The organism is Nonomuraea cypriaca (assembly GCF_015645445.1).
In the GTDB taxonomy this organism is placed as follows: Bacteria; Actinomycetota; Actinomycetes; order Streptosporangiales; family Streptosporangiaceae; genus Nonomuraea; species Nonomuraea cypriaca.
Window position 1 is genome coordinate 19,369 of record NZ_JADOGI010000036.1, and the last position, 23,510, is coordinate 42,878.

At 68.5% G+C, this 23,510-nt stretch carries 19 protein-coding genes and 2 pseudogenes; 10 read left to right on the forward strand and 11 right to left on the reverse strand.

The window, feature by feature from the left end:
* Positions 1-4: 4 nt before the first annotated feature.
* Together ITP53_RS14625 and ITP53_RS14630 are read left to right on the forward strand one after the other, a co-directional pair.
* On the forward strand, positions 5-1,216 hold the full coding sequence (locus ITP53_RS14625; RefSeq protein ID WP_236050813.1) for a cytochrome P450: 1,212 nt from the start codon (positions 5-7) through the stop codon (positions 1,214-1,216).
* Positions 1,217-1,407: 191 nt separating this feature from the next.
* Positions 1,408-1,725: a DUF2637 domain-containing protein gene (locus ITP53_RS14630; protein WP_195895924.1), complete on the forward strand. Its 318-nt coding sequence runs from the start codon at positions 1,408-1,410 to the stop codon at positions 1,723-1,725.
* A gap of 2 nt (positions 1,726-1,727) precedes the next feature.
* Here ITP53_RS14630 and ITP53_RS14635 read toward each other — a convergent pair whose 3' ends face one another.
* Entirely contained in the window at positions 1,728-2,369 is a 642-nt protein-coding gene (locus ITP53_RS14635) for a superoxide dismutase (protein WP_328814487.1), read from the reverse strand.
* 167 nt (positions 2,370-2,536) lie between these two features.
* On the opposite strand from ITP53_RS14635, the gene ITP53_RS14640 reads away from it, so the two are divergent.
* From ITP53_RS14640 to ITP53_RS14660, 5 genes are all read left to right on the forward strand, one after another.
* Positions 2,537-3,274 carry a response regulator transcription factor gene (locus tag ITP53_RS14640; RefSeq protein WP_328814490.1) on the forward strand — a complete coding sequence of 246 codons (738 nt, stop codon included), beginning with the start codon at positions 2,537-2,539 and terminating at the stop codon, positions 3,272-3,274.
* Positions 3,252-4,769 carry a sensor histidine kinase gene (locus ITP53_RS14645; RefSeq protein ID WP_195895925.1) on the forward strand — a complete coding sequence of 506 codons (1,518 nt, stop codon included), beginning with the start codon at positions 3,252-3,254 and terminating at the stop codon, positions 4,767-4,769. The genes ITP53_RS14640 and ITP53_RS14645 overlap by 23 nt, the downstream gene beginning before the upstream one ends.
* Positions 4,770-4,889: 120 nt before the next feature.
* Positions 4,890-6,938 carry a glycosyltransferase family 39 protein gene (locus ITP53_RS14650; protein WP_195895926.1) on the forward strand — a complete coding sequence of 683 codons (2,049 nt, stop codon included), beginning with the start codon at positions 4,890-4,892 and terminating at the stop codon, positions 6,936-6,938.
* Positions 6,939-7,072: 134 nt separating this feature from the next.
* On the forward strand, positions 7,073-8,305 hold the full coding sequence (locus ITP53_RS14655) for a bifunctional glycosyltransferase family 2/GtrA family protein (protein ID WP_195895927.1): 1,233 nt from the start codon (positions 7,073-7,075) through the stop codon (positions 8,303-8,305).
* Positions 8,306-8,362: 57 nt separating this feature from the next.
* Positions 8,363-9,243 (forward strand): IS5 family transposase gene (locus ITP53_RS14660; protein WP_195895955.1). Its coding sequence is split into 2 segments (ribosomal slippage): positions 8,363-8,723 and positions 8,723-9,243, totalling 882 coding nucleotides; the frame shifts between segments, so codons are not numbered across the junction.
* 12 nt (positions 9,244-9,255) lie between these two features.
* Here the strand turns inward: ITP53_RS14660 and ITP53_RS14665 are convergent.
* Positions 9,256-9,762 carry a DinB family protein gene (locus ITP53_RS14665; RefSeq protein WP_195895928.1) on the reverse strand — a complete coding sequence of 169 codons (507 nt, stop codon included), beginning with the start codon at positions 9,760-9,762 and terminating at the stop codon, positions 9,256-9,258.
* A gap of 309 nt (positions 9,763-10,071) precedes the next feature.
* Here ITP53_RS14665 and ITP53_RS14670 point away from each other — a divergent pair, with 309 nt between their 5' ends.
* Complete coding sequence (locus ITP53_RS14670) at positions 10,072-11,475, forward strand: sensor histidine kinase (protein ID WP_236050815.1); 1,404 nt, start codon at positions 10,072-10,074, stop codon at positions 11,473-11,475.
* Positions 11,476-11,931: 456 nt separating this feature from the next.
* Here ITP53_RS14670 and ITP53_RS59230 read toward each other — a convergent pair.
* From ITP53_RS59230 to ITP53_RS14680, 3 genes and pseudogenes are all read right to left on the reverse strand, one after another.
* Positions 11,932-12,069 (reverse strand): annotated as a pseudogene (locus ITP53_RS59230) (TipAS antibiotic-recognition domain-containing protein); the annotation flags it as partial.
* 77 nt (positions 12,070-12,146) lie between these two features.
* A pseudogene (locus ITP53_RS61065) lies at positions 12,147-12,212 on the reverse strand (hypothetical protein); the annotation flags it as partial.
* Between the two features lie 599 nt (positions 12,213-12,811).
* A complete protein-coding gene (locus ITP53_RS14680) occupies positions 12,812-13,225 on the reverse strand; it encodes a ferric reductase-like transmembrane domain-containing protein (protein ID WP_328814494.1) in 414 nt (137 codons plus the stop codon).
* A 23-nt stretch (positions 13,226-13,248) separates the two neighbouring features.
* Here ITP53_RS14680 and ITP53_RS14685 point away from each other — a divergent pair, with 23 nt between their 5' ends.
* Complete coding sequence (locus ITP53_RS14685; protein ID WP_195895929.1) at positions 13,249-13,587, forward strand: hypothetical protein; 339 nt, start codon at positions 13,249-13,251, stop codon at positions 13,585-13,587.
* Between the two features lie 95 nt (positions 13,588-13,682).
* On the opposite strand, the gene gcl is transcribed toward ITP53_RS14685, so the two are convergent.
* From gcl to ITP53_RS14715, 6 genes are read right to left on the reverse strand one after another with little or no spacing between them, the layout of a single operon-like run.
* Positions 13,683-15,455 carry a glyoxylate carboligase gene (gene gcl / locus ITP53_RS14690; RefSeq protein WP_195895930.1) on the reverse strand — a complete coding sequence of 591 codons (1,773 nt, stop codon included), beginning with the start codon at positions 15,453-15,455 and terminating at the stop codon, positions 13,683-13,685.
* Between the two features lie 10 nt (positions 15,456-15,465).
* Positions 15,466-16,350: a 2-hydroxy-3-oxopropionate reductase gene (locus ITP53_RS14695; protein ID WP_195895931.1), complete on the reverse strand. Its 885-nt coding sequence runs from the start codon at positions 16,348-16,350 to the stop codon at positions 15,466-15,468.
* A 12-nt stretch (positions 16,351-16,362) separates the two neighbouring features.
* Entirely contained in the window at positions 16,363-17,169 is an 807-nt protein-coding gene (locus ITP53_RS14700) for a hydroxypyruvate isomerase family protein (protein WP_328814498.1), read from the reverse strand.
* A gap of 17 nt (positions 17,170-17,186) precedes the next feature.
* Positions 17,187-17,897, reverse strand: coding sequence for a fumarylacetoacetate hydrolase family protein (locus tag ITP53_RS14705; protein WP_195895933.1), 711 nt, complete (start codon positions 17,895-17,897; stop codon positions 17,187-17,189).
* On the reverse strand, positions 17,894-20,806 hold the full coding sequence (locus ITP53_RS14710) for an FAD-binding and (Fe-S)-binding domain-containing protein (RefSeq protein WP_195895934.1): 2,913 nt from the start codon (positions 20,804-20,806) through the stop codon (positions 17,894-17,896). Before ITP53_RS14710 ends, ITP53_RS14705 begins: the two co-directional genes overlap by 4 nt.
* 32 nt (positions 20,807-20,838) lie before the next feature.
* Positions 20,839-22,005 (reverse strand): pyridoxal-phosphate-dependent aminotransferase family protein, encoded by a 1,167-nt coding sequence (locus ITP53_RS14715; RefSeq protein ID WP_195895935.1) that lies wholly within the window; start codon positions 22,003-22,005, stop codon positions 20,839-20,841.
* Between the two features lie 374 nt (positions 22,006-22,379).
* Here ITP53_RS14715 and ITP53_RS14720 point away from each other — a divergent pair, with 374 nt between their 5' ends.
* Positions 22,380-23,165 (forward strand): IclR family transcriptional regulator, encoded by a 786-nt coding sequence (locus ITP53_RS14720; RefSeq protein WP_328814501.1) that lies wholly within the window; start codon positions 22,380-22,382, stop codon positions 23,163-23,165.
* Positions 23,166-23,510 lie beyond the last annotated feature (345 nt).

Genomic DNA, 23,510 nt, shown 5'->3' on the forward strand with positions numbered 1-23,510 from the left:
GGCTTTGACAGAGCAGTCCAGCACGACATCGACCTGGCCCGACCTTCCTCCCGGAGCAGATGGCACCCCTTCGCCCGACCTGGCCCGGCGGCACGCCGAGGCCCCGATGGAGTCGGCCACGCTGCCGAGCGGTGACCGAGTACCCATGATCGTCCGGTACGCGGACGTCCGCAGTCTGCTCGCCTCGCCGGCCAGCAGCCGCAATCTGCGAGAACCTGGCCTGCCCAGGATGGTCAAGGGTACGTTCCTGGACGACGACCCAGCGGCGCTGATCAACCAAGATCCGCCGGAGCACACCCGCTACCGCCGTATCTTGCACGGCACGTTCACGCCCAGGCACATCGAACGGTGGCGGCCCCGCGCGGCGGCCATCGCCAGCGAGCTGATCGACGCAGCCGGTGAGGAGTTCGATCTGGTCGTGGACTTCGCGCTGCCGCTGCCCGCGCAGGTGATCTGCGAGATGCTCGGCGTGCCAGCGGACCGCTTCGACCAGTTCCGCACCTGGACGGAGATGTTCCTGTCCACCTCGGAGGCGAGCACCGAGGCAAGGGCCGAGGGACTTGCCGCGTTCACGGCCTATGCCCGGGAGCTGATCGAACAACACCGGACCGAGCCGGGCGACGACCTGATCGACCTGCTCATCGAGGCCCGCGACGGTGGGGACAGCCTCAGCGAGGACGAGCTGACCAACATGGTCTTCACGTTGATCCTGGCCGGGCACGAGACCACCGCCTCGATGATCATCCGAGGCACGTTCCGCCTGCTGTGCCACCCTGGTCGGTACGCCGAGCTCGCTGCGCATCTGGAACTGCTGGAACCGGCGGTGGAGGAGATCCTCCGCCACGAGGCGCCCGGCAGCAACGGCATGCTCCGGCGGATCACCGAGGACGTCGAGGTGTCCGGCGGGACCATTCCGGCCGGCACCGTCGTGCTGTCCAACCTTTGGGCCGCCGACCACGACCCGTCCGTGTTCGAAGACCCGCTACGGTTCGACGTGCACAGGTTCACCGGCACCCAGCCCAACCCGCACCTGGCATTCGGCCACGGTCCCCATTACTGCCTGGGCGCGAACCTGGCCAGGATGGAGCTGCAAGAAGCATTCCGCGCCCTGGTGACGCGCCTGCCTGACCTGCGCGCGCGGGAGGACCTGTCGGCCGTGTGCTGGAGCGACGGGTTCGTCTACCGGCCGCGCCGGTTGCTGGTCAAAACCCGCTGAGGCACGCTCGCTCATGAGTCGCTGATCGAGGGCGACTTGAAAGTGACAGCCGAAGTAAGCCTCACCCGACGCCCCGAGGGGCATCCCCTCGGGATTTGGTTGGTGTCCGAGGACCGACACACACCAAATCCCAATCCCCATGGATGCTCACGCTCGAGTTCCTTATCGGACGTGGCGGAGGGTGAGCTGGGATGAGAACTTCGTGTGCCGAGCGGTGGATTCACCGGACGACTACGGTCAGTGTGCTCTTGGTAGCCGTTATCGCGGCAGTGGATTCGTACCGTCATATGCACGAACTGGTGCTCAAGCATGGTGAGGATCAGTGGGCGGCGGCTCTGATTCCGTTGTCGGTGGATGGCACGATCATCGCAGCATCGATGTCGTTGCTGCTGGCCAGCCGTTATGGCAGGAGTGGTGGATCTTTGCCGTGGACGCTGTTGGTTATTAGTGGCCTGACCAGTTTGGGCCCCGCGGACCAAGCTCGGACCGGGCGGGCGTCGCCGGCATGAGGCTAGGCGCCGCGGGCGGCGTCGTAGCGGGCGATGACGTCGTTCCAGTTGATCAGGCCCCACAGCTTCTCGACGTAGTCCGGGCGCACGTTGCGGTACTGCAGGCAGTACGCGTGCTCCCAGGCGTCGAAGACGAGCAGCGGGGTGCTGTTCATGCCGATGTTGCCGTGGTGGTCGTAGACCTGCTCGACGACCAGGCGGCGGCCGAGCGGCTCCCAGGCCAGCACGCCCCAGCCGGAGCCCTGGACGGTGGCGGTGGCGGTGGTGAGCTGCTTCTTGAAGGCGTCGAAGGAGCCGAAGCGCTCGTTGATCGCATCGCCCAGCTCACCGTCGGGGCGGTCGCCGCCGTCGGGGGACAGGTTCTGCCAGAAGATCGTGTGCAGGACGTGCCCGGACAGGTTGAACGCGAACGTCTTCTCCAGTCCGACCAGGCCGCCGAACTCGCCCTTGTCGCGCGCGGTGGCCAGCTTCTCCAAGGTGTCGTTGGCGCCCTTGACGGTCGGCCGTACCCCCGCTACGGCGGTTGCCGGCCGCAATCCCGCAGCTGCCGCGGAGTGCACCATGAGCAGCGGGATCAGTTGCTCGGCCTGCGCGGCCTCCCTGTTTACCTCATCGCTCGCCACCTGGCCTGGCCAGCCCCGCACGAGAGGCCTCCCGGCGCGGCCAATAGCCGATCAGGGGTGAACAGACGCTCTGATTTGGGCGTCTTACAGCCGATCAGGAGGTGGTGGATCGATGCAGTGTGAGAACTCACAGCTGGTACACAGGATGACTAAAGGGTGCACACAGCATCATTCACGACAATCAGGCCATGACGATGGCGAATGCGGACGCTCGCGAGCAGCTGCGCCGGCCGGACGGCAGCCCGGTACGGGTGCTGGTGGTGGATGATGAGTCCACTCTGGCGGAGTTGCTGTCCATGGCGCTGCGCTACGAGGGCTGGGAGGTACGCAGCGCCGAAGACGGCCTGAGCGCCGTCCGGATCGCCCGCGACTTCCGACCGGATGCCGTCGTGCTCGACGTGATGCTGCCCGACATCAACGGCTTGGAGGTGCTGCGGCGGCTGCGCGGGGAGTCGCCGGACGTGCCGGTGCTGTTCCTGACCGCGAGGGACTCGGTCGAGGACCGGATCACCGGGCTGACGGCAGGCGGCGACGACTACGTGACCAAGCCGTTCAGCCTGGAGGAGGTGGTGGCGCGGCTGCGCGGCCTGATGCGCCGGGCCGCCCGTTCGGAGCTGCGCTCCAGCGCGCAGCTCGTCATCGGGGACCTGGTCATGGACGAGGACAGCCACGAGGTCAGGCGCGACGGCGAGCTGATCACTTTGACGGCCAAGGAGTTCGAACTGCTGCGCTACCTGATGCGCAATCCGCGCCGGGTCCTCAGCAAGGCGCAGATCCTCGACCGGGTGTGGAACTACGACTTCGGAGGGCAGGCGAACGTGGTGGAGCTGTACGTCTCGTATCTGCGCAAGAAGATCGACGCCGGCCGGGCTCCGATGATCCACACGCTGCGCGGTGCGGGGTATGTCCTCAGGCCCGGGGAGTGAGCCGCCGCGGCTGACGAGCCACTGGCGCGGGCCCGCGCGCTGGTCGCTGCGGGCTCGCCTGGTCGCGGCCATGATCGTGCTGCTGGTGCCGGCGTTTCTGATCGTCGGCGTGACCGCTGAGGTGACGCTGAACAAGGTGCTCTACGATCGCGTCGATGGCCAGCTGACCGCGGCGGCGGATCGGGCGCCGCGTGGCTTCGACCTCTCGACGCCTCCCGACCCGGCCGACTGTATGCAGCCGCGAGGTCGGGGTTTCCCGCCGGGGCAGGTCATCGGCACCCTGGCGGCGCGGGTCTGCCACGGCGTGGTCGTCAACGCGGACGTGCTGATGGAGAACGGGCAGACGCAGCCGGAGGTCGGCAACCTCGACATCAGGCTGCCTGCGGTGCCGGTGGGCGCCGCGCCGCGCAGCTACGATCTCGGCGAGCTCGGCGACTACCGCTTGGTTGCGCGGGACATGCCCGACGGCGCGGTCCTGGTCACCGGGCTGCCGCTGGCGGACACGAAGGAGACGCTGTACCTGGTGGCCGGCGTGGTGGCCGGGGTGACGGTGCTGGTGCTGCTCGCAGTGGCGTACATCGGGGTGGTGATCGTGGGGCGGGCGTTGCGGCCGTTGTCCCGGGTGGCGTCCACCGCCACCCGCGTGTCGCAGCTGACCCTCGACCGTGGCGAGGTGGAGCTGCCGCAGCGGGTCGCCGAGGCTGACGCCGACGTGCGTACCGAGGTCGGCCAGGTGGGCGCGGCGCTGAACCGGATGCTGGACCATGTCGGCAACGCCCTGGAGGTACGGCACGCCAGCGAGACGCAGGTGCGCCAGTTCGTCGCCGACGCCAGCCACGAGCTGCGCACTCCTCTGGCGGCGATCCGCGGCTACGCTGAACTGGGCCGGCGAACCGGGCGGCCTGTGCCGTCTGAGGTCGCGCAGATGCTGAGCCGGGTGGAGTCCGAGGCGCGGCGGATGACCGCGCTGGTCGAGGACTTGCTTCTGCTGGCCCGCCTGGACGCGGGCCGGCCCCTGGCGCATGAGCCCGTCGACCTGTCGCTGTTGACGGTCAACGCGGTTGGTGACGCCCACGCGGCGGGCCCACAGCACGACTGGCGGCTGGATCTGCCAGAGGAGCCCGTCAGGGTCGTCGGCGATCCGGCGCGGTTGCAGCAGGTGTTGGCGAACCTGCTCGCCAACGCGCGTGTGCACACGCCCGAGGGCACCCGTGTCACGGTCAGTGTGGGCGTGCGCGAGGAGCAGGCCGTGCTGCGGGTCGTCGACACCGGCCCGGGCATCCCGGCCGGACTGCAGCCGCACATCTTCGAGCGGTTCGCCCGCGGTGACGGCTCCCGCTCCAGAGCGGCCGGCAGCACCGGCCTCGGGCTGGCCATCGTGCACGCGGTGCTCACCGCGCAGGGCGGGACCGTGGAGGTCGACAGCGTGCCCGGTCGTACCCGGTTCACCGTGCGGCTGCCGCTGACAGCCGAGGGGGCCGTTCTCGGGGCCTGAGGCCTCCCCCCCGCGAGACGCCGCGGGACCAGCTCACAGGCTACGCACAGCGTCGGCACAAGCCGCGGACAGGCCGGTGGCCGAGAGTTCTCGGGTACGCATGGATGAAAGGACGCACCGATGAGCTCCACGTTGCCTGCCACGCCGGTAGACCGGCCGCCGCCCGACCCGGCGCGCGGCGGAAGGCGGCGGCGCCCGCAGACCGGCCACGCACCCTGGGAACGTCCGGCCCTGTCGGCGCTACTGCTGGCCACCGCCGTGCTCTACCTGTGGGGCTTGGGCGCGTCCGGCTGGGCGAACTCGTTCTACGCGGCGGCGGCTCAGGCCGGATCACAGGACTGGACGGCGTTCTTCTTCGGCTCCTCTGACGCGGCCAACTCGATCACCGTGGACAAGACGCCCGCTTCGTTGTGGGTGATGGCCCTGTCTGCGCGGTTGTTCGGCGTCAGCGCCTGGAGCATCTTGGTGCCGCAGGCCCTGATGGGCGTCGCCACGGTCGGGCTGCTCTTCGCGACCGTGCGCCGCTGGTACGGCCCGGCGGCCGGCCTAATCGCCGGTGCGGCGATGGCGTTGACGCCGGTGGCGGTGCTGATGTTCCGCTTCAACAACCCGGATGCGCTGCTGGTGCTGCTCATGGTCGCCGGCGCGTACGCGGTCGTCCGAGCCGTGGAGAGCGGCTCCACCAAGTGGCTGGTGTGGGCCGGGGTCTTCGTCGGCTTCGGCTTCCTGGCCAAGATGCTCCAGGCGCTGCTGGTGGTCCCGGTGTTCGCGCTCGTCTACCTCATCGCCGGGCCGCCCAAGCTCGGCAGGCGAGTTCTGCAGCTTGTCCTGGCGGGTGTCGCGATGGTCGTCTCGGGCGGTTGGTACATCGCCGTAGTGGAGCTGGTGCCGGCCTCGATGCGTCCCTACATCGGCGGTTCACAGGAGAACAGCCTCCTGGAATTGACGCTGGGTTACAACGGCCTGGGACGGCTGAACGGGGACGAGACCGGCAGCGTCGGTGGCAGGCCGGGCGGCGGCTGGGGTGAGATCGGATGGGCGCGGATGTTCGACGCCGCGCAGGGAGGCCAGGTCGCCTGGTTGCTGCCCGCTGCGCTCATTCTGGTGGCCGTGGGGCTGGCGGTGACCGCTCGTGCCGCACGCACCGACCGCACCCGCGCCGGGTTCGTGCTGTGGGGCGGCTGGCTGCTGATCACCGCCGGGGTGTTCAGCTTCATGGCGGGCATCTTCCACGCCTACTACACCGTGGCCCTCGCTCCGGCCCTCGGCGCGCTGGCCGGCATGGGCGCGGTGACCCTGTGGAGGCGGTGGAGCGGCGCGTGGGCCGCACCCATCACGGCTGCCACCGTGCTGGTGACGGCCTGGTGGTCATTTGAGCTGCTCGGGCGCAGCGGCGACTTCCTGCCGTGGCTGCGCTGGGTGGTGCTCATCGGCGGGCTCCTGGCGGCGCTCGGACTGCTGGCCTCCGTGTGGCTGCCCATGCGGCTGCCCGTGCGGGTCGCCTGGGTGAGCGCAACGCTGGCGCTCGCCGTGGTGCTCGCCGGGCCAGGGGCCTACGCGATGGACACCGCCGCCACCCCGCATGGCGGTTCGATCCCGTCGGCCGGTCCGTCCGTGACAGTCGGCTCCGGAGGCAGGGGAGGCCGCGGACCAGGCGGCATGCCGCCGAACGCCGCCCAGGACGCACCAGGCGTCCAAGGTGGGACAGCGCGGAACGGTGGGCGGGACAGCCTGCCGCGAGGTGGCGGGCCACGGGCCGGTATGCCCGCGGGCGGCATGGCGCGGGGCGGCGGCATGGGAGGGCTGCTCAACGGCTCCACCCCCAGCGCGGACATGGTCGAGCTGCTGCGGCGCGACGCCGGCTCCTGCACCTGGGTGGCGGCGGCGATCGGATCGCAGAACGCCTCGGGCTACCAACTGGCCACCGGCGATCCGGTCATGCCCATCGGCGGCTTCAACGGCAGCGATCCTTCGCCCACCCTCGCCCAGTTCCAGCAGTACGTCACCGACCGGAAGATCCACTACTTCATCGGCGGCGACCACGGCCCCATGGGTGGCAACGGCGCCGCCTCGGAGATCTCCGCGTGGGTGGCGGCCACGTTCCGTGCCGGTACGGTCGGCGGCGTCACCGTCTACGACCTGACGTCATCCGACGGCTCGGCTTCCTGATCGGCTCTGCGCAAAGGCGGCTCCCCGCACCCGGAGAGCCGCCGCTTCGCCGTGATCCGGCGCGCCGCGACCTTCACAGCCCCGCCACAGCAACACCACAAGACCCTGACAGCCGCCCGGACAACGGTAAGGTCATGAGCACTTCAGCGCTTCCCGCACACCTCGCACCCGTAGACCCTGCGGCGCGAACGCCGGTCCTCGATGTCGTGGTCCCCGTCTACAACGAGCAGGACGACGTGGAGTCATGCGTACGCCGCCTGCACACCCACCTGGTCCACGAGTTCCCCTACCCCTTTCGCATCACGATCGCCGACAACGCCAGCACCGATGACACTCCGCAGATCGCGGCCAGACTCGCCGCAGAGCTGCCGGAGGTCGCCTCCGTACGGCTGGCGGCAAAGGGACGGGGCCGCGCTCTCAAGCACACCTGGTCGGCCTCCGACGCGCCGGTGCTCGCCTACATGGACGTCGACTTGTCCACCGACCTCACCGCGCTGCTGCCGCTGGTGGCGCCGCTTATCTCCGGCCACTCCGACCTGGCGATCGGCTCGCGCCTCACCCGCGGAGCTCGCGTGACCCGCGGTCCCAAACGGGAGATCATCTCCCGATGCTACAACCTGCTGCTGCGCGGCACGCTCTCGGCTCGCTTCTCCGATGCGCAGTGCGGCTTCAAAGCCGTCCGCGCCGACGTGGCTGCGCGGCTGCTGCCCCTGGTGGAGGACACCGGGTGGTTCTTCGACACCGAGCTGCTCGTACTCACCGAACACGCTGGCCTGCGCATTCACGAGGTGCCCGTCGACTGGGTGGACGACCCTGACAGCCGCGTCGACATCCTGCAGACCGCCATCGCCGACCTCAAGGGCATCGCCCGCCTGGCCAAGGCGCTGAGCACCGGCCGACTGCCCCTGACGCGCCTGCGCGAGCAGCTCGGGCGTGCCCCGCTGCCCGTCGCCGGTGTGCCCGACGGCCTGACCGGGCAGCTGCTGCGCTTCGCCACCGTCGGCGTCGCCAGCACCGTCGCGTACCTGTTGTTGTACGCCTTGCTGCGCACGGGGACCGGGGCCCAGACGGCCAACCTCATCGCCCTCCTCATCACCGCTGTGGTCAACACCGCGCTCAACCGCCGGTTCTCCTTCGGCGTGCGCGGCACCGGCCGCCTGTGGTTGCACCAGGCCCAAGGCCTCGTGGTCTTCGCCGCGAGCCTGGGCCTGACCGGCGGCTCGCTCGCCCTGCTGCACACCATCGACCCCGGCCCCGCCCAGCCGCTGGAACTCTGCGTGCTCGTCGTAGCCAACCTAGCCACCACCTGCCTGCGATTCCTCCTCCTGCGAACATGGGTCTTCGGCCAGGCGATCAAGAATCGCTAGGGCCTGTCCTGCGGATCATGTGACCGTCGCGGCTGGCTTCGGGTCGTTGGCATGAGCATGGGGCGGGGAGATTTACCGCACGCGGAGTGGGCCCGGCTGAAGCCGCATCTGCCGAAATCCGGGCAGCGCGGCGGCCGTTGGGCCAGCCACCGCAGAGTCATCAACGGAATCCTGTACCGACTGCGCGCTGGGGTGCCATGGCGGGATCTACCTGCGCGTTTCGGTCCATGGAAGACGGTGTACGAACGGCACAGACGCTGGTCGGCGGACGGCACCTGGGAGGGGATCTTCGCGGCCGTCCTGGCCGACGCCGACGCGGAAGGCCGGATCGACTGGTCGATGGTGAGCGTCGATTCGACCTCCTGCCGGGCCCATCAGCACGCCGCCGGGGCTCGTAGGAAACCGCCAAGAGTGCCGGGAAAAGACGCACGCCCCGGCAGCGCCGCCCCGACGAGGGGCTCGTACGCTCCCGGGGTGGCCTGACCTGCAAGATCCACCTCGCTGGTGAAGGTGGACGCCGCCCTCTGGCCCTGCTGATTACTCCGGGCCAGTGGGGTGACGCTCCGCAGCTCATTCCGGTCATGGAACGCATCCGTGTTGGCCGCCTCGGTGGCGGACACCCGCGCACGCGGCCCGACAATCTCGGCGGCGACAAGGCGTACTCCTCCCGTCGCAACCGCCGCTACCTGCGACGACGCCAGATCAAGCACACCATCCCCGAGCCGAAGAACCAGCGGGCCAACCGCCAGCGAAGGGGCAGCAAGGGCGGCCGATCCGCAGGCTTCGACAAGACGATCTACAGGCGAAGGAACGAAGTCGAGCGGACGATCAACGCGTTGAAGAACTCCCGAGCCGTGGCCACGAGGTTCGACAAGCGCGGCTACATCTTCCACGGCACCGTCACCGTTGCCTCGATCCGGCTCTGGCTCCGCCCGTGATCTCCGCCGGATCTAGTCGCCGGTCGTGCCGTCGAGCATCTCGCGCAGGATGTCCAGGTGGCCGTTGTGGCGAGCTGTCTCCTCGGTGAGGTGGAGGAGGATCCAGCGCAGGTCGACGTGGAGGCCGTTGCGGACGGCTCGCTGGGCCTGCTTGTCCAGGCCGTTCCCGGCGACCAGTTCGCGGTAGTGGGTGCTCTGTTCGGCGTATTCGTCGAGCAATTGAGTGAGCGAGAAGTCAACGGCGATACGCATCTCGCGGTCGGGGTCTTCCTCGGTCCAGGGGCCCCGGTCTTCCTCACCGAGGAAGACCACTTGGAACCAGTAGTACTCGACCCAGCGGAGGTGGTTGATCACTCCGCTCATGGTCATCAGCGGTGAGCCCGGCAGGAGCGCTTTGCGGGCGTTCTCCGCAGTGACGCCATCGCATTTGGCGCGGGCGGTGTCACGTGCGTAGTCGAGAAACGTGGTGAGCTGGGTGCGCTCGTCCCACGCCGGCGGTGTGTCATCGATTCTGGTCATCGCGCGAAGTGTCCCCGATCACCGCGACCGATGTCGAGGTATTTATCGACGGACCCAACCTGCGTCACCCAGCTCCTTATCCGGCGAGTCGATACAGCGATTCAGCGCCGGCGGGCCGCCCGGCATGATCCGCCGGACATGCCCTAGCGAGCTGGTCCTGGTACCTGACCCGGGGATGACCAGCGCGTGGCTGTCCGACTCCGCCGCCAACCCGGGCCGAGCGATGTATCGCCAGGTAGAGCGCTTGATGAGGTCTTGGCGCCACACATGCCAAAACCCGCCCTCCCCATTCACGGGCTGCTACGGCCCATGTGCTCGACTGGCTGGGGTGATTGGAACATGAATACCCCGCAACGTATCTCGATTACAACTCGTGTCACGCTGTTCACCGCAGTGGTGGCGACGCTACTGTCCACACTCCTGGCCACCGCGCTTATGGTGGCGTTCCACCGGTTCGCCACCGAATCTCTCATCGAAGAGATCGTCGCGGCCGGTGGCCGGGTGGCCAGGGAGGTGGAACATGACGAGCTGGTCACACCCCTGGTCGAGCGCACGGGTCGCAACCTGCAGATCGTCGACTCTCGTGGGGTGGTCGTCGCTTCGACATCGCGTCTCCGGGGCAAGCCGGTCATGGCCAAGTTCACTCCCGACGGCACGAACATCGTCACCAGGATCGTGTGTGGCGGGGTCTTCCCTTCCGGCCAATGCAACATCGTCGCCGCGCAGTCGGCTTACAGAACGGGAGGAGACTGGATCGTCTACAGCGCCTCCCCCACGGTTCCTCCGTACATCGCTCCGTGGCTGGCCACGACGGTGGGAGTCGCCGCGGCGCTGTTGGCCGCAGCCATAACCTTCCTCGGTTACCGCATCGTCACCGCGCCCCTCAGGCCGGTGACCGCCATCCAAGCGGAACTCGACAAGATCAACGAGACCTGCCCCGAGCGCCGGGTCCCCATTCCGCCAAGACGGGACGAGATCTACGATTTGGCCGACAGCGTCAACCGGACGCTGGCCCGCCTGCAGGCCGCGATGCAACAACAGCGCAATTTCACCTCAGACGCCTCCCACGAACTGCGCAGCCCCATTGCCGCGATGCGCGCCGAGATCGAGGACGCCTTGCATGCCCCTGAGGAGACCAGCCTGCCGGCGGTGGGGAACACGATTCTGCGCAGCCTGGACCGGCTCGAGGCGATCGTGGGTGACCTGCTGACCATCGCACGGCAGGACGTGGGACGGCAGGTCGAACACGAGCCGATCGACCTGGCCGAACTCGTGACCACGGAGTGCGGCAGGCGCTCTGATGCGAGCAAGAGGTTCGAGTACTCGCTGGAGCCCGGCGTGATGGTAACCGGCGACCAAGCTCGGTTGTCGCGCCTGCTCGCCAACCTGATCGACAACGCCGAACGGCACGCCGCCACCACGATCACCTTCTGCGTACGGCGTTCGCCCGGCACCAACCGTGACGCTCAACGCTTCCCGCACGGCATCGCAATGCTGGAAGTGCTCGACGACGGGCCGGGCATCGATCCGGACAAACGCGAACTGGTCTTTCAGCGGTTCGCCCGGCTGGACACCGCCCGCGACAGGCGTGCCGGAGGCACCGGGTTGGGCCTGCCGATCGCCCGACAGATCGCCGAGGCGCACGGTGGCATCCTCCAGATCGAGGACAGCCCCCATGGCGCGCGATTCGTCCTGCGCCTTCCCCTCCGCTAGACGCTAGACGCTAGACGCGTTCTCCGCATGATTGTTTTCGCGGTCCGCATCATGGTGGGCGGGCTGGTCCGTGTGGCTGAGTATGAGTGGTCTTTCGGATCAGCCTCGTCACCGGGCGCGCCGGGGGCGGGCGGAGATCTGTCGGAGTTCGTGTTGCAGCGGCAGTTGGGCGCGTTGCCGATGATCGCGGAGTTCTGCCGTCGGCTGGACATCGCGTTCGAGGAACGTAATGGCGGCCAGGGTTGCCTTGCCAGTGAGTGCGTTCACGGCCCCAGGAACCGGAGAGTCAGGCGGGCGAGGCCTGGACGGTTTCCGGACGGTCTTCAGCCAGAGAGTGAAGTCCCTGGGCTCAGCCCTGCCCGCGACGTCCCATGCGACCCCGATCGCCCGAAGGAATCGGAACCAGCCGAGCAACTTGATGGTGGCCGCCATGGCCCCGCAGGGGCGGGCCGGGTGTCAGGCGTTGTGGCGGGTGGCGTTGGCCGAGATGGCGGCCTGGTAGTACTCGGCGAGGCCCGGGGCGGTCTGGTCGATGCCGGCCGTGAAGCGAGGGTCCGAGACGTACATCTCGCCGAGGCCGCGGTGTTTCTCGTACGTGCACGTGTATCACCAGCGGTGATGTGGCCCCGGTGCTCTTCAGCGAGATCCATGGCCCGTTCGCTGTCCGCCGGCACGCCCGCGCGCATCGCCTCCGCCATACGGGCGCTGATCTCGGCCGCCTCGGCGGTGAAACGCATCCGGTCCTCCTTTGGTGTACGACGACGTACGGCGCGCAGACTCCGCCCAGGCTTCGCTGCCGCTCCAGCGTTGCTCGGCCTCCGCGCCGTAGTCGTCGGGGTTGAAGTCGCCGAACAGTTCGGTGCGCTCTTCGGGGATGAGGTTGAGGTTTGAGGACATGGTCGCCCTTCCTGTAGGTGTTTACGAAGGCGACGATAAAAGTCTCACGCGGCGTGAGAGTCAAACGGGAAAGGCGCTGTGCTGATCGACGGCTATGGCCCCCTGCTCCTCGACCTCGACGGCTGGTCTACCTGGGAACTCACGCGGTGCCCGGGGCTCCGGCGGCGCTGGGGGAGGCGCGGCGGCCACGGCCCCCCACTCCTCAAAAAACAGGGGCGTTCAAATAACCTCCCAGATCGCCGCCACCCCGCCCCCCGGACGAGACACGAAGGGCTGAATGCCATGTCAGACTCGGCCCCGGCGGGGCGCACGCGACGTGCGGCCCGCCGCATGGTGCTGGCCACGCTCACCGCGCTGGCCGTCGCCGGATGCGGCGCGCCCGACGACGGCACCGAGAGCGCCAAGCCCTCGGTTTCTCGTGCCTCGCAGAGCCCGTCTCTCACCCCGCCCACCCCGTTCCCGACAGTGACAACGGCTGACGGAAGTGACCCGGAGGCATGCACCGACGGAAACTGCGAGATCGCGGTATCGAAGCCCTGACGATCCGCTTCGAGAACCACGTTTCGTAACGCAGCCGGCGACGCGCGGCGCGGGCCGAGACCAGGCCGACTCCAATGAGCAGCAGCAGGGCCGCCGTCGCTTTCAGTACGTCGGGGAAGGTCAGCACCATGGTCGCCGTCTCGTTCACGACGCCGCTCCGGTCGGCGAGGGCGTACCCCCAGATGATGGTCACCACGTGCGCCGTGATGAGCCCGATGACGTACCGGCCGCCCATGGCGTGCCAGCGGGCCAGCCGATCGCTGCCCACCCCGCGTTCCAGCGCCGGGATCCTGGCCATGAGCCCGAGCAGCACCGCCAGGCCTCACGCATGCGGCGGTGGTGTCGCGCGAGGGGACCACGCCGGTCACGCTCAGCCGCCAGGACGAGCTGACGCTGGCCGCGCTGCCGGTCGGCGGCCCGCCGCAGACCGTGGACCTGTCCGCCCTGGACGACTACCGGGTCGACGCCGTCCGGGGCCGGGACGGCGATGTCCTGATCACGGGGCTGTCGCTGCACGGGGTGGAGGAGACCCTGAACCGGCTGCAGTTGTTCGAGCTGGTGATGTTCGGGCATACCGGCCGACCTTCAGGGGGAGATCTTCGAGCGATTCTCGCGCGCGGACCCGGGCCGGTCCCGCACCAGTGGAGGCGTCATCGGGAGTGCCGTTGGACATGACCAGACCGGCTCCAGGCACCTCGACCGGCTTCTTCACTATCGCGGAGCTCCAGCTCGGCGGCCCGTGAGCCCCGCGCCCGAGGTCGTGGCGCTGCTCATCGGTCGAGGGAGGCGGGGTACGACTCGAACTCGGCATCGGCCAGGTCTTCGAATTCGGCGATCGCGTCGATCTCGGTTCCCATGGCGATATTCGTGACGCGCTCGAGGATGATCTCGACGATGACCGGGACGCGGAACTCCGTCATGAGTTTGACCGCCTCTTCGAACGCCTCCGGCAGTTCGTCCGCCGTACGCACGCGGATGGCCTTGCAGCCGAGCCCTTCGGCGACCTTGACGTGGTCGACACCGTATCCCCCGAGGTCGGGGGAGTTCACGTTGTCGAATGCCAGTTGCACGTGATAGTCCATGTCGAAGCCGCGCTGGGCTTGGCGGATGAGGCCGAGGTAGGAGTTGTTCACCAGCACCTGAATGTAGGGCAGGTTGAACTGGGCGCCGACCGCGAGTTCCTCGATCATGAACTGGAAGTCGTAGTCGCCGGACAGGGCGACGACGGTGGCGTCGGGCTCCGCCGCGCGCACGCCGAGTGCCGCAGGCACTGTCCAGCCGAGTGGACCGGCCTGGCCGCAGTTGATCCAGTGGCGTGGCGCGTACACGTGCAGGAACTGCCCGCCGGCGATCTGGGAGAGCCCGATCGCGGACACGTAGCGCACGTCCCTGCCGAATGCCCTGTTCATTTCCTGGTAGACCCGTTGGGGTTTCATCGGCACGTTGTCGAAGTCCGTGCGCCGGTGCATGGTGCGCTTGCGTTCGCGGCATTCGGCGACCCAGTCCGCGCGGTCCGGCAGAAGGCCCGCCTCACTCCGGTCGCGTGCGACCTCGACCAGCCGCTCCAGGGCCGCCGCAGCGTCGGAGACGATGCCGTAGTCGGGAGCGAAGACCCGGCCGATCTGGGTGGGCTCGATGTCGACGTGCACGAACGTGCGTCCGCGGGTGTAGGTGTCCAGGCCTCCCGTGTGGCGGTTGGCCCACCGGTTGCCGATGCCGAGCACGAAGTCCGATGCGAGCATCGTCGCGTTGCCGTACCGGTGCGAGGTCTGCAGCCCGACCATGCCGGCCATCAGCCGGTGGTCGTCCGGGATCGCTCCCCAGCCCATCAGGGTCGGCACGACCGGCACGTCCAGCAGTTCGGCGAGCTCGACGAGCAGGCCGGCGGCGTCGGCGTTGATGACGCCGCCACCGGCCACGATCAGCGGGTGCTCGGACCCGGCGAGCATGTCAAGGGCTTTCTCCGCCTGCGCGCGGGTCGCGGCCGGTTTGTAGACGGGCAGCGGCTCATAGGCGTCGATGTCGAACTCGATCTCGGCGAGCTGGACGTCGACCGGCAGGTCGATGAGGACCGGGCCGGGACGACCGGACCGCATCAGGTGAAAGGCCTGCTGGAGGGCGCCGGGCACTTGCCCGGGCTCCAGGACGGTCATGGCCATCTTGGTGACGGGCTTGGCGATGGAGGCGATGTCGACTGCCTGGAAATCCTCCTTGTGCAGGCGTGAGACCGGCGCCTGCCCGGTGATGCACAGAATAGGGATGGAGTCCGCCCACGCCGAGTACAGACCCGTGATCATGTCGGTGCCCGCCGGACCGGACGTGCCGACACACACGCCGATGTTTCCGGCGCGGGCGCGGGTGTATCCCTCGGCCATGTGCGAGGCGCCCTCGACGTGACGCGCGAGGATGTGCTTGATACCGCCGTGCGCCCGCATCGCGGAGTAGAAGGGATTGATGGCCGCGCCCGGTAGCCCGAAGGTCTGAGTGGCGTTCTCGCGTTCCAGGATCCTCACCGCTGCGTCGACGGTTCGCATACGTGGCATGACAGATCTCCTAGCGGTTCGTACGGCCCGATAGTTGCTCGACGATCAGCAGCAGGGCGGAATGGTCGAGGTTCCCGTGTCCTTGGGCGCGTGCCGCGCCCATCAGCTGGGCGGCGGCGGCACCGAGGGGGATAGCGACGCCCGCCTCCCGGGCGGCGGCGGTGACGATGCCCATGTCCTTGTGGTGCAGGTCGATCCGGAATCCGGGCTGGAAGGTACGGGCCCGCATCCCGGCGGCCTTGCGGTCGAGGATCCGGTTGCCGGCCAGGCCGCCCGCGAGGACCTTGACCGCGGCCTCGGTGTCCACACCATGGGCTTCGAGGAACACGATGGCCTCGGCGACGAGCTCGATGGTGCCCGCGACGATGAGCTGGTTGGCGGCCTTGACGGTCTGCCCCGAACCGGCGGGTCCCACGTGCACGACGGTTGACCCGACTGCCTCCAGGACCGGGCGGGCGGCCTCGAACTCGGCGGCGCCGCCACCGACCATGATGGACAGGCTGGCCTCGATCGCTCCGCTCTCACCACCGGAGACCGGGGCGTCCACGGCGCGCAGACCTTGGGCGGCAGCGGCTTCGGCGAGCCGCACGCTGACGTCGGGGCGGATCGTGCTGGCATCGATCCAGAGGCTGCCGGTCGGCGCGTGTGCCAGGATCCCGTCCGCGCCGAGCACGACGTCCTCGACGTCGGGTGAGTCCGGCAGCATGGTGATGACAACATCCGCCTCCCGAACGGCATCGGCGATGCCGGTGGCCCCTCGGCCGCCCTGCTCCACCAATTGGTCGACCTTGGCCTTGCTCCGGTTGAATCCGGTGACGTCGAAACCGGCCTTGACCAGGTTGGCGGCCATCGGGCCGCCCATGATGCCAAGCCCGATGACGGTGACGGCGGTCATATGAGTTCTCCTTCAGCGCGTGGAGGTTGTCACAGAGCGACGGTCGCGGGGCAGCCAGGCGAACGGATCCCCGCCGATAGCGCGGTACTCGAGACCGGTCCAGCCGCGGTAACCGGTTCGCTCGAGGGCGGCCAGCCAACGGTCGAGCGGCAGGTCGCCGGTGCCCGGTTCACCGCGTCCGGGGGCGTCGGCGATCTGAACGTGACCGATGCGGTCGGCGTACGCGCTGATCGCCGCGTCGACGTCGTCTCCGTTGACCGACAGGTGGTAGAGGTCCGCCAGCAGGCGGATGTTGGTGCCGCCGCTGTCTCCGGCCACCCGCTCGATCACCGCGACGGCGTCGGCGGCCGTCTTGAGCGGGTAACGGCCGGCGCCACTGACCGGTTCGAGGAGGACAGTGCCTGTCACCGTCGAGGCGGCCAGCGCGAGGTGCTCGGCGGCGAGGTCGTCCTGTTGCCCGGCGGTGGCGCCGTCCACGCGGTTGCCGTAGAGGGCGTTGAAGGACCGGCATCCGAGCCGCCGGCCGATGTCGGCGACCACCGCGATGTTGTCCCGCAGCTCCGCGGACCGTCCGGGCCACGACATCAGTCCGCGGTCGCCCGCGGGCATGTCCCCCGCGGCGAAGTTGAGCCCGATCAGTCGCACGCCCGCGTCGTCGATGGCTCGTACGAACGCGTCGACCTCCCCGTCGGCGGGCACGGAGGTGCTGAACGGCCACCAGAACTCGACGGCGTCGAACCCGGCGGCTCGGGCCGCGGCCGGACGCTCCAGCAGCGGCAGGTCGGTCAGCAGGATCGAACAGTTCACCGCGTATCGCACGGCGACTCCTTTTGTTGTCACACGATGGAATTCGTCAGGGTGCCGACGCCTTCGATGTCGACGTCCACCACGTCCCCGGGGGCCAGCGGCCCGACACCGGCGGGGCTGCCGGTCAGCAGGACGTCGCCCGGCTGCAGGGTGATCCAGCGGGTCACGTAGGCCAGCAGCTCGCCGACCCCGAAGATCATGTCCTTGGTGGGGCTGTCCTGGACGAGCCGGCCGTTGACCGTCGTACGGATGTGCAGCGCGGCGGGATCGTCCACGTCGGTCTCGATCCAGGGCCCGAGCGGGCAGAAGGTGTCCGCGCTCTTGGCGCGCACCCACTGCCCGTCCGCTCGCCAGTCGTCGGCGGTGATGTCGTTGGCGCACGTGTAGCCGAGGATGTAGTCGCGGTAGGACCGCTCGGGCACCTCGTGCGCTGTGCTGCCGATCACGACGGCCAGTTCGCCCTCGTACTCCAGGCGTCGCAGATCCGGTGGGAAGCGGACCGCGGATCCGGGTCCGGTGACGGCGTTGACCGCTTTGAGGAACAGTTTCGGCCTCCCGGTCCCGTCCGGCTCCCCATAGTTCTTCCCCGCGCAGACGACCACCCGGGGATCACATGGCGCGAGCAGCGTCACCTCCCGCAGCGCGGCCACGATCGGTCCCCCGCTCCGCTCGTGTACGGCGTCACCGATCAGGACACCGGACCTGACGTGCCCGGCGTGGTCGTATCGCACGATTCTCATCGGCGCCTGCTTCCCTCTGCGCCGGCGAGAGCCTCACGCACTAGTTCGATCGGGTGCCACGCGTCGCGTTGGGCGCCGTGGAAGATCTGCTGGCGGCAGGACACCCCGGTGGCTGCGACGACAGTGGTCTCGGGTTCGGCGGCGAGCGCCGGGAACAGGCGGTCCTCACCGACGGTCATCGAGACGTCATAGTGCTCGGACTCGAAGCCGAAGGAACCGGCCATCCCGCAGCAACCGGCGTCCAGTTCGACGACCTCCACGCCGGGGATACGGCGCAGCAGAGCCATTGTGGCGGCAGTGCCGACCTCCGCCTTCTGGTGGCAGTGGCCGTGGAAGAGGATCCGCCTGCCCGCCAGCCAGGAGTCCTCCCGCAAGCGCAACCGGCCCGCGTCGACGGCCTCGGTCAGCAACTCCTCCACCTGCCGGACCCGGTCCGCGACCTGGCGCACCCGGGGGTCGCCCGGCATCATCGCGACGTGCTCGTCGCGCAACGTGTACAGGCACGACGGTTCGCAGCCCACGATGGGGGTGTCGGTCTCGGCGAGTGCGGCGATGAGCTTGCCCGCCTTGGCTTTGGCGTCGTCGACCAGCCCTTTGGACAGGCTCGACCTGCCACAGCAGCCCCCGCCGGCCAAAGATACGCCCCACCCGGCCCGCTCGAGCAGTTCGATGGCGGCCCGGCCGATGTGGGGTTCGGTGTAGGTGGTGAAGGAGTCGGCCAGGAATGTCACAGTGCCCTGCGCGGCAGGCGCCTGGGGGTCGCGATGCTTGCGGAACCAGCGCACGAGGTTGATGCGGTGGTAGACGGGGAGGGGGCGTGCCGAGGTGATGCCGATCGTGCGGTCCAGCAGCGAGCGCAGGACCCCGACTCGTGCGGGCAGGTTCGACAGTGGCGCGGTGGCCGAGCCGAGGCGGTTCAGTGCCCGGATCGACCCGAAGATCCGTGAACGGAGCGGCACTCCGTGGATGTCGTGGTGATGGGAGAGGGTTTCGGCCTTGAGCGTGGCCATGTCCACGCTCATCGGGCACTCGCTCTTGCAGGCCTTGCACATCAGGCAGAGGTCGAGGATCTCGTGCAGCCGCTCGTCCCCGAGCGCCGCCCGGGGGTCCGGTTCGGACAGTGCCTTGACCAACGCGTTCGCCCGGCCGCGCGTGGAGTGCTCTTCCTGGCGCGTGGCGATGTAGGACGGGCACATCGCTCCCGTTGTGCTCTTACGGCACAGCCCGATGTTCATGCACCGGTCGGCCGCGCCCCGCATCCCGCCGACCACCTCGAACTGAAGCCGGGTGTCGAACGGCTTCGCGGGTGGCAACGCGGCATCTCTGAGGTGATCCGTCATCGGCGGGGCGTCGACGATTTTGCCGGGGTTCATCAGGTTGGCCGGATCGAACACCCGCTTTACCGCGCGCATCGCCTCATACAGTTCGTCGCCGAAGATCTCCCGGTTGAACTCGCTGCGCGCCAGGCCGTCCCCGTGCTCGCTGGAGTTGACCCCGCCGTACTCGGCGACCAGGTTTTTGATCTCCTCGGCCACGGCGCGCATCTTGCGCACTTCATCCGGCTGCGCCAGATCGACGAACGGGCGGATGTGCAGGCAGCCGACCGAGCAGTGACCGTAGAAGCCCGCCGTCAGCTCGTGCTTGTCGAGCACTTCCCGGAAGCGGCGGGTGTACGCCACGAGATGCACCGGGTCGACCGCAGTGTCCTCGATGAAGGCCAGCGGACGACGCGTGCCGACGCTCGCGGCCATGAGCAGTCCCAGACTGGACTTGCGCACCTTCAGCAAGGCGGTCTGCTGGGACGGGGTCACCGCCCGCAGCGTGTGATATCCGTGCGAGTTGCGCTTCCACGTCTCGGTGACCTGGTCGAGCTTGGCGATCAGCTCGTCCTCGTCGTCGCCGCTGAACGACACGAACAGCAGCGCGTCCGGGTCACCTTGCAGGATGCTGCCGAGCTCGGCGTACTCGATCTTCTGGCGAGACAGGTCCAGGATGGTGCGGTCCATCAGTTCGACCTGCGCCGGGTCGCAGGACAACGCGTCCTGGGTGGCGGCGATCGCCTCGGCCGTCGAGGTGAAGTGGCCGACCGCGTAAACCGTCCGACGCGGCTTGGGCACCAGGTCCACCAGGGCCTGGGTCGCGACGACCAGGGTGCCTTCCGAACCGACGACGAACTTCGCCAGGTCGAATTCCGGGCCCGCGGCCAGCCGATCGAGCCGGTATCCGCATGCCCGGCGCCAGAACGGCGGGAAGCCTGTCGCGATGGCTGAGGCGTTGGCCCGCACCAGCTCCGGCAACTCGCGATACAGGCGGCCTTCCAGCGTGGGCAGCTCGGCACGACGCGCACGTTCGGCTTCGTCGACGGGGTCGAGCCGGGCGCGTGAGCCGTCGGCGAGTACGACGTCCAAGGCCCGGACGTGATCGATGGTCATCCCGTAGGTGAGCGAGCCGCTGCCCGCGGAGTTGTTGCCGATCATCCCGCCGATGGTGGCGCGGTTGCTGGTCGAGGTGTCCGGTCCGAACATCAGCCCGTGCGCGGCCGCGGCCTGGTTGAGCTGATCCTGCACCACGCCCACCTCGACGAGCGCGGTACGGGCCTCGGGGTCGAGGTCGAGGATGCGGTTCATGTGCCGGGAGAAGTCCAGGACCAGGCCGGGGCCGATCGTCTGACCCGCGAGGCTGGTGCCCGCCCCGCGCGGGACGACCGGAACTCCGGCCTCCCCCGCGGCCCGCACCGCCGCCGCCACGTCGTCGGCGTGCCTGGGGAACACCACACCGACCGGCATGATCGAGTACATGCTCGCGTCGCGGGAGAACAGGTGCCGCGTGTAGTCGTCGAACGCGACCTCGCCATCGAGGTCGCGGCTCAGCACGTGCGCGAGCCCGACACCGTCGATTTGTGCTGTCATCGCTGGATCTTTCGGGCTCATCGTCGTGTCCTTCACAGCGACTGCAGGCGATCGAGCGCCGCGTTGAGGCCGGTGGGGTCGATCCGCACTCCGGCGAGCGTCAGGCCCATCTGCACCCCGGCGAGCGTCCCGGCCAGCATCAGGTCGTTGAAGCTCCCCAGATGCCCGATGCGGAAGACGCGTCCGGAGAGCTTGCCGAGACCCGCCCCCAGAGACATGTCGAAACGGTCGAGGATGATCGCCCTGATCTTGTCGGCGTCATGCCCCTCCGGCACCATGATCGCGGTCAAGGAGCTCGAGTACTCGCGTTCGTCAGCGCAGAGCACCTCCAGTCCCCAGCCGTTGACGGCGGCACGCGTGGCTTCCCCGTGCCGGATGTGGCGCGCGAACACGGCGTCGAGCCCTTCGGCGTTGAGCAGGCGCAACGCCTCACGCAGGCCGTAGAGCAGGTTCGTAGCCGGGGTGTACGGGAAGAAGCCGCGTTCATTGGCCGCCAGGATGGGCTGCCAGTTCCAGAACGATTTGGGCAGCCGCGCGGAGCGTGATGCGTTCAACGCCTTCTCACTGATGGCGTTGAAGCTGAGCCCCGGCGGGAGCATCAGGCCCTTCTGCGAGCCCGCAACCGTCACGTCGACACCCCACTCGTCGTGCCGGTAGTCGATGGATCCCAGCGACGAGATGGTGTCGACCAGGAGTAGCGCGGGGTGAGCGGCCGCATCGATGGCGGCCCGTACCTCCGCGACGCGGCTGGTGACGCCGGTCGAGGTCTCGTTGTGCACAACGCACACGGCCTTGATGGTGTGCCCGGTGTCCTGCTCGAGCCGCTCGGCGACCACCTCGGGGCTCACGCCGTGGCGCCAGTCGCCGGGCACGAAGTCGACCTCGAGCCCGAGAGCGGTGGCCATCTCCTGCCACAGGCTGGCGAAGTGACCCGTCTCGAAGCACAACACCCGGTCCCCAGGGCTCAGGGTGTTGACCAACGCCGCCTCCCACGCTCCCGTGCCGGAAGCCGGGTAGATGACAACCGGCCCCTGAGTGCCGAAGACGGGCTTGACCCCGTCCAGCACCGCACGGCCCAGCTCGGCGAACTCCGGACCCCGGTGGTCGATGGTCTGTGCCGACATCGCCCGGAGAACCGAGTCGGGCACGTTCGTCGGGCCCGGAATCTGGAGGAAGTGACGGCCGCCGGCATAGCTCATGAGAGTCCCTTCGGTTCTCGGCCACTCTTGGCCGACACCCCATTTTCCGCAATACGGAAAGTAAATACCGCTATACGAACCCTAGCTGTCGATTGCCGCGAACGTCAAAGAGGAAATAATTTTCCATATCATGGAAAATCACTCTCGATTGCCGCAGCCCAGGAGGGAAACCCGCATGCCCGGTTCAACGCCTCACGATCGTCGTGACCGACTCTCCGGGGTCGGCGAAACCGTGTGTTCGCGCCGCTCACGCGCTGGAGCCTCACTGCGATATTGATCGCATCGGGCGGCCGTCATCGCCTGGGCCGGCCGTCAGGTGCTCTCTGCATCCGGGGCTCCGCTGCCATCCGGCATACGTTACGCTTCGGTGCAATATGAACAGCGGCGACCGGAGGACGCAGGGCATGTCGCGTGATCCGGGTTCTCCCAACCGTGTACAGGCGTTGCATCGCGCGTTCGGCCTGCTGGAGCTGATGGCCGACGGCGGTGGCGAGATGCCCCTGAGTCAGCTCGCCGCCCGCTCGGGCCTGCCCCTGCCCACCATTTACCGCATCATCCGAACGCTCGTCGACTCGGGTTACGTTCGCCAGTTGCCTTCCCGAAGCTACGCCCTGGGACCACGCCTGATCGGGCTGGGGGAAAGCGCCTCACGCAAGCTGGGCACATGGGCCCGCCCGGTGCTGGCCGATCTCGTGGAGACGGTGGGTGAGACGGCCAACATGGCGATGCTCGACGGCGATATGGCCGTCTACGTCGCGCAGGTGCCTTCCCGGCACTCGATGCGCATGTTCACCGAAGTGGGACGCCGCGTCTTTCTGCACGACACGGGCGTCGGCAAAGCGCTGCTGGCGCAGCTCCCGCCCGAGACGGCACGCGAGATCGTGCTCCGCGCCGGAATGCCCGCCGCGACCACACGGTCCATCACCGACCCGGACGTCCTCGAGAAGGAACTCGACCGTACCCGGAGCCGGGGTTATGCCATCGACGACGCCGAACAGGAGACCGGTGTCCGTTGCCTCGCCGTCCCGGTCGTAGGCGCGCCGACACTGACCGCGATCTCCGTTTCGGGCCCTGAAGGCCGGATCACCTCCGCATCGATCCCCGGAGTCGTGACCCATCTCCAGGCGGCCGCAGTACGGCTGATCCAAGAATTCGCCTGAACGCGGTCCAGACAGAATCATCCGGCCACGCCCTGCCGGACGCCGGCACCCGACGCAGGGTGGATCACGCCCGGACGAGTGGATCTCGTGTGATGGCCTAGCAAATCTCCCGACCGTGCTCGGCGGAAATTGGACCAGGGTGGTCGCCGATCGGCACCGCCATGGGCGCGCAACACCGGCCGGGACGATTGGTCAGGCCAGGGACCTGCGAAAAGTGGCGACCGGGGCGTCATCGTCGGCGTACCTCTCGACGTCGGCTGCTGGCGCGATGCGCGAAACGGATCTCGCAAGAAAGGTTGCGGCATCAACAGTCGGGGCGACGTTCGCGATCACGCAGTGGGCTTG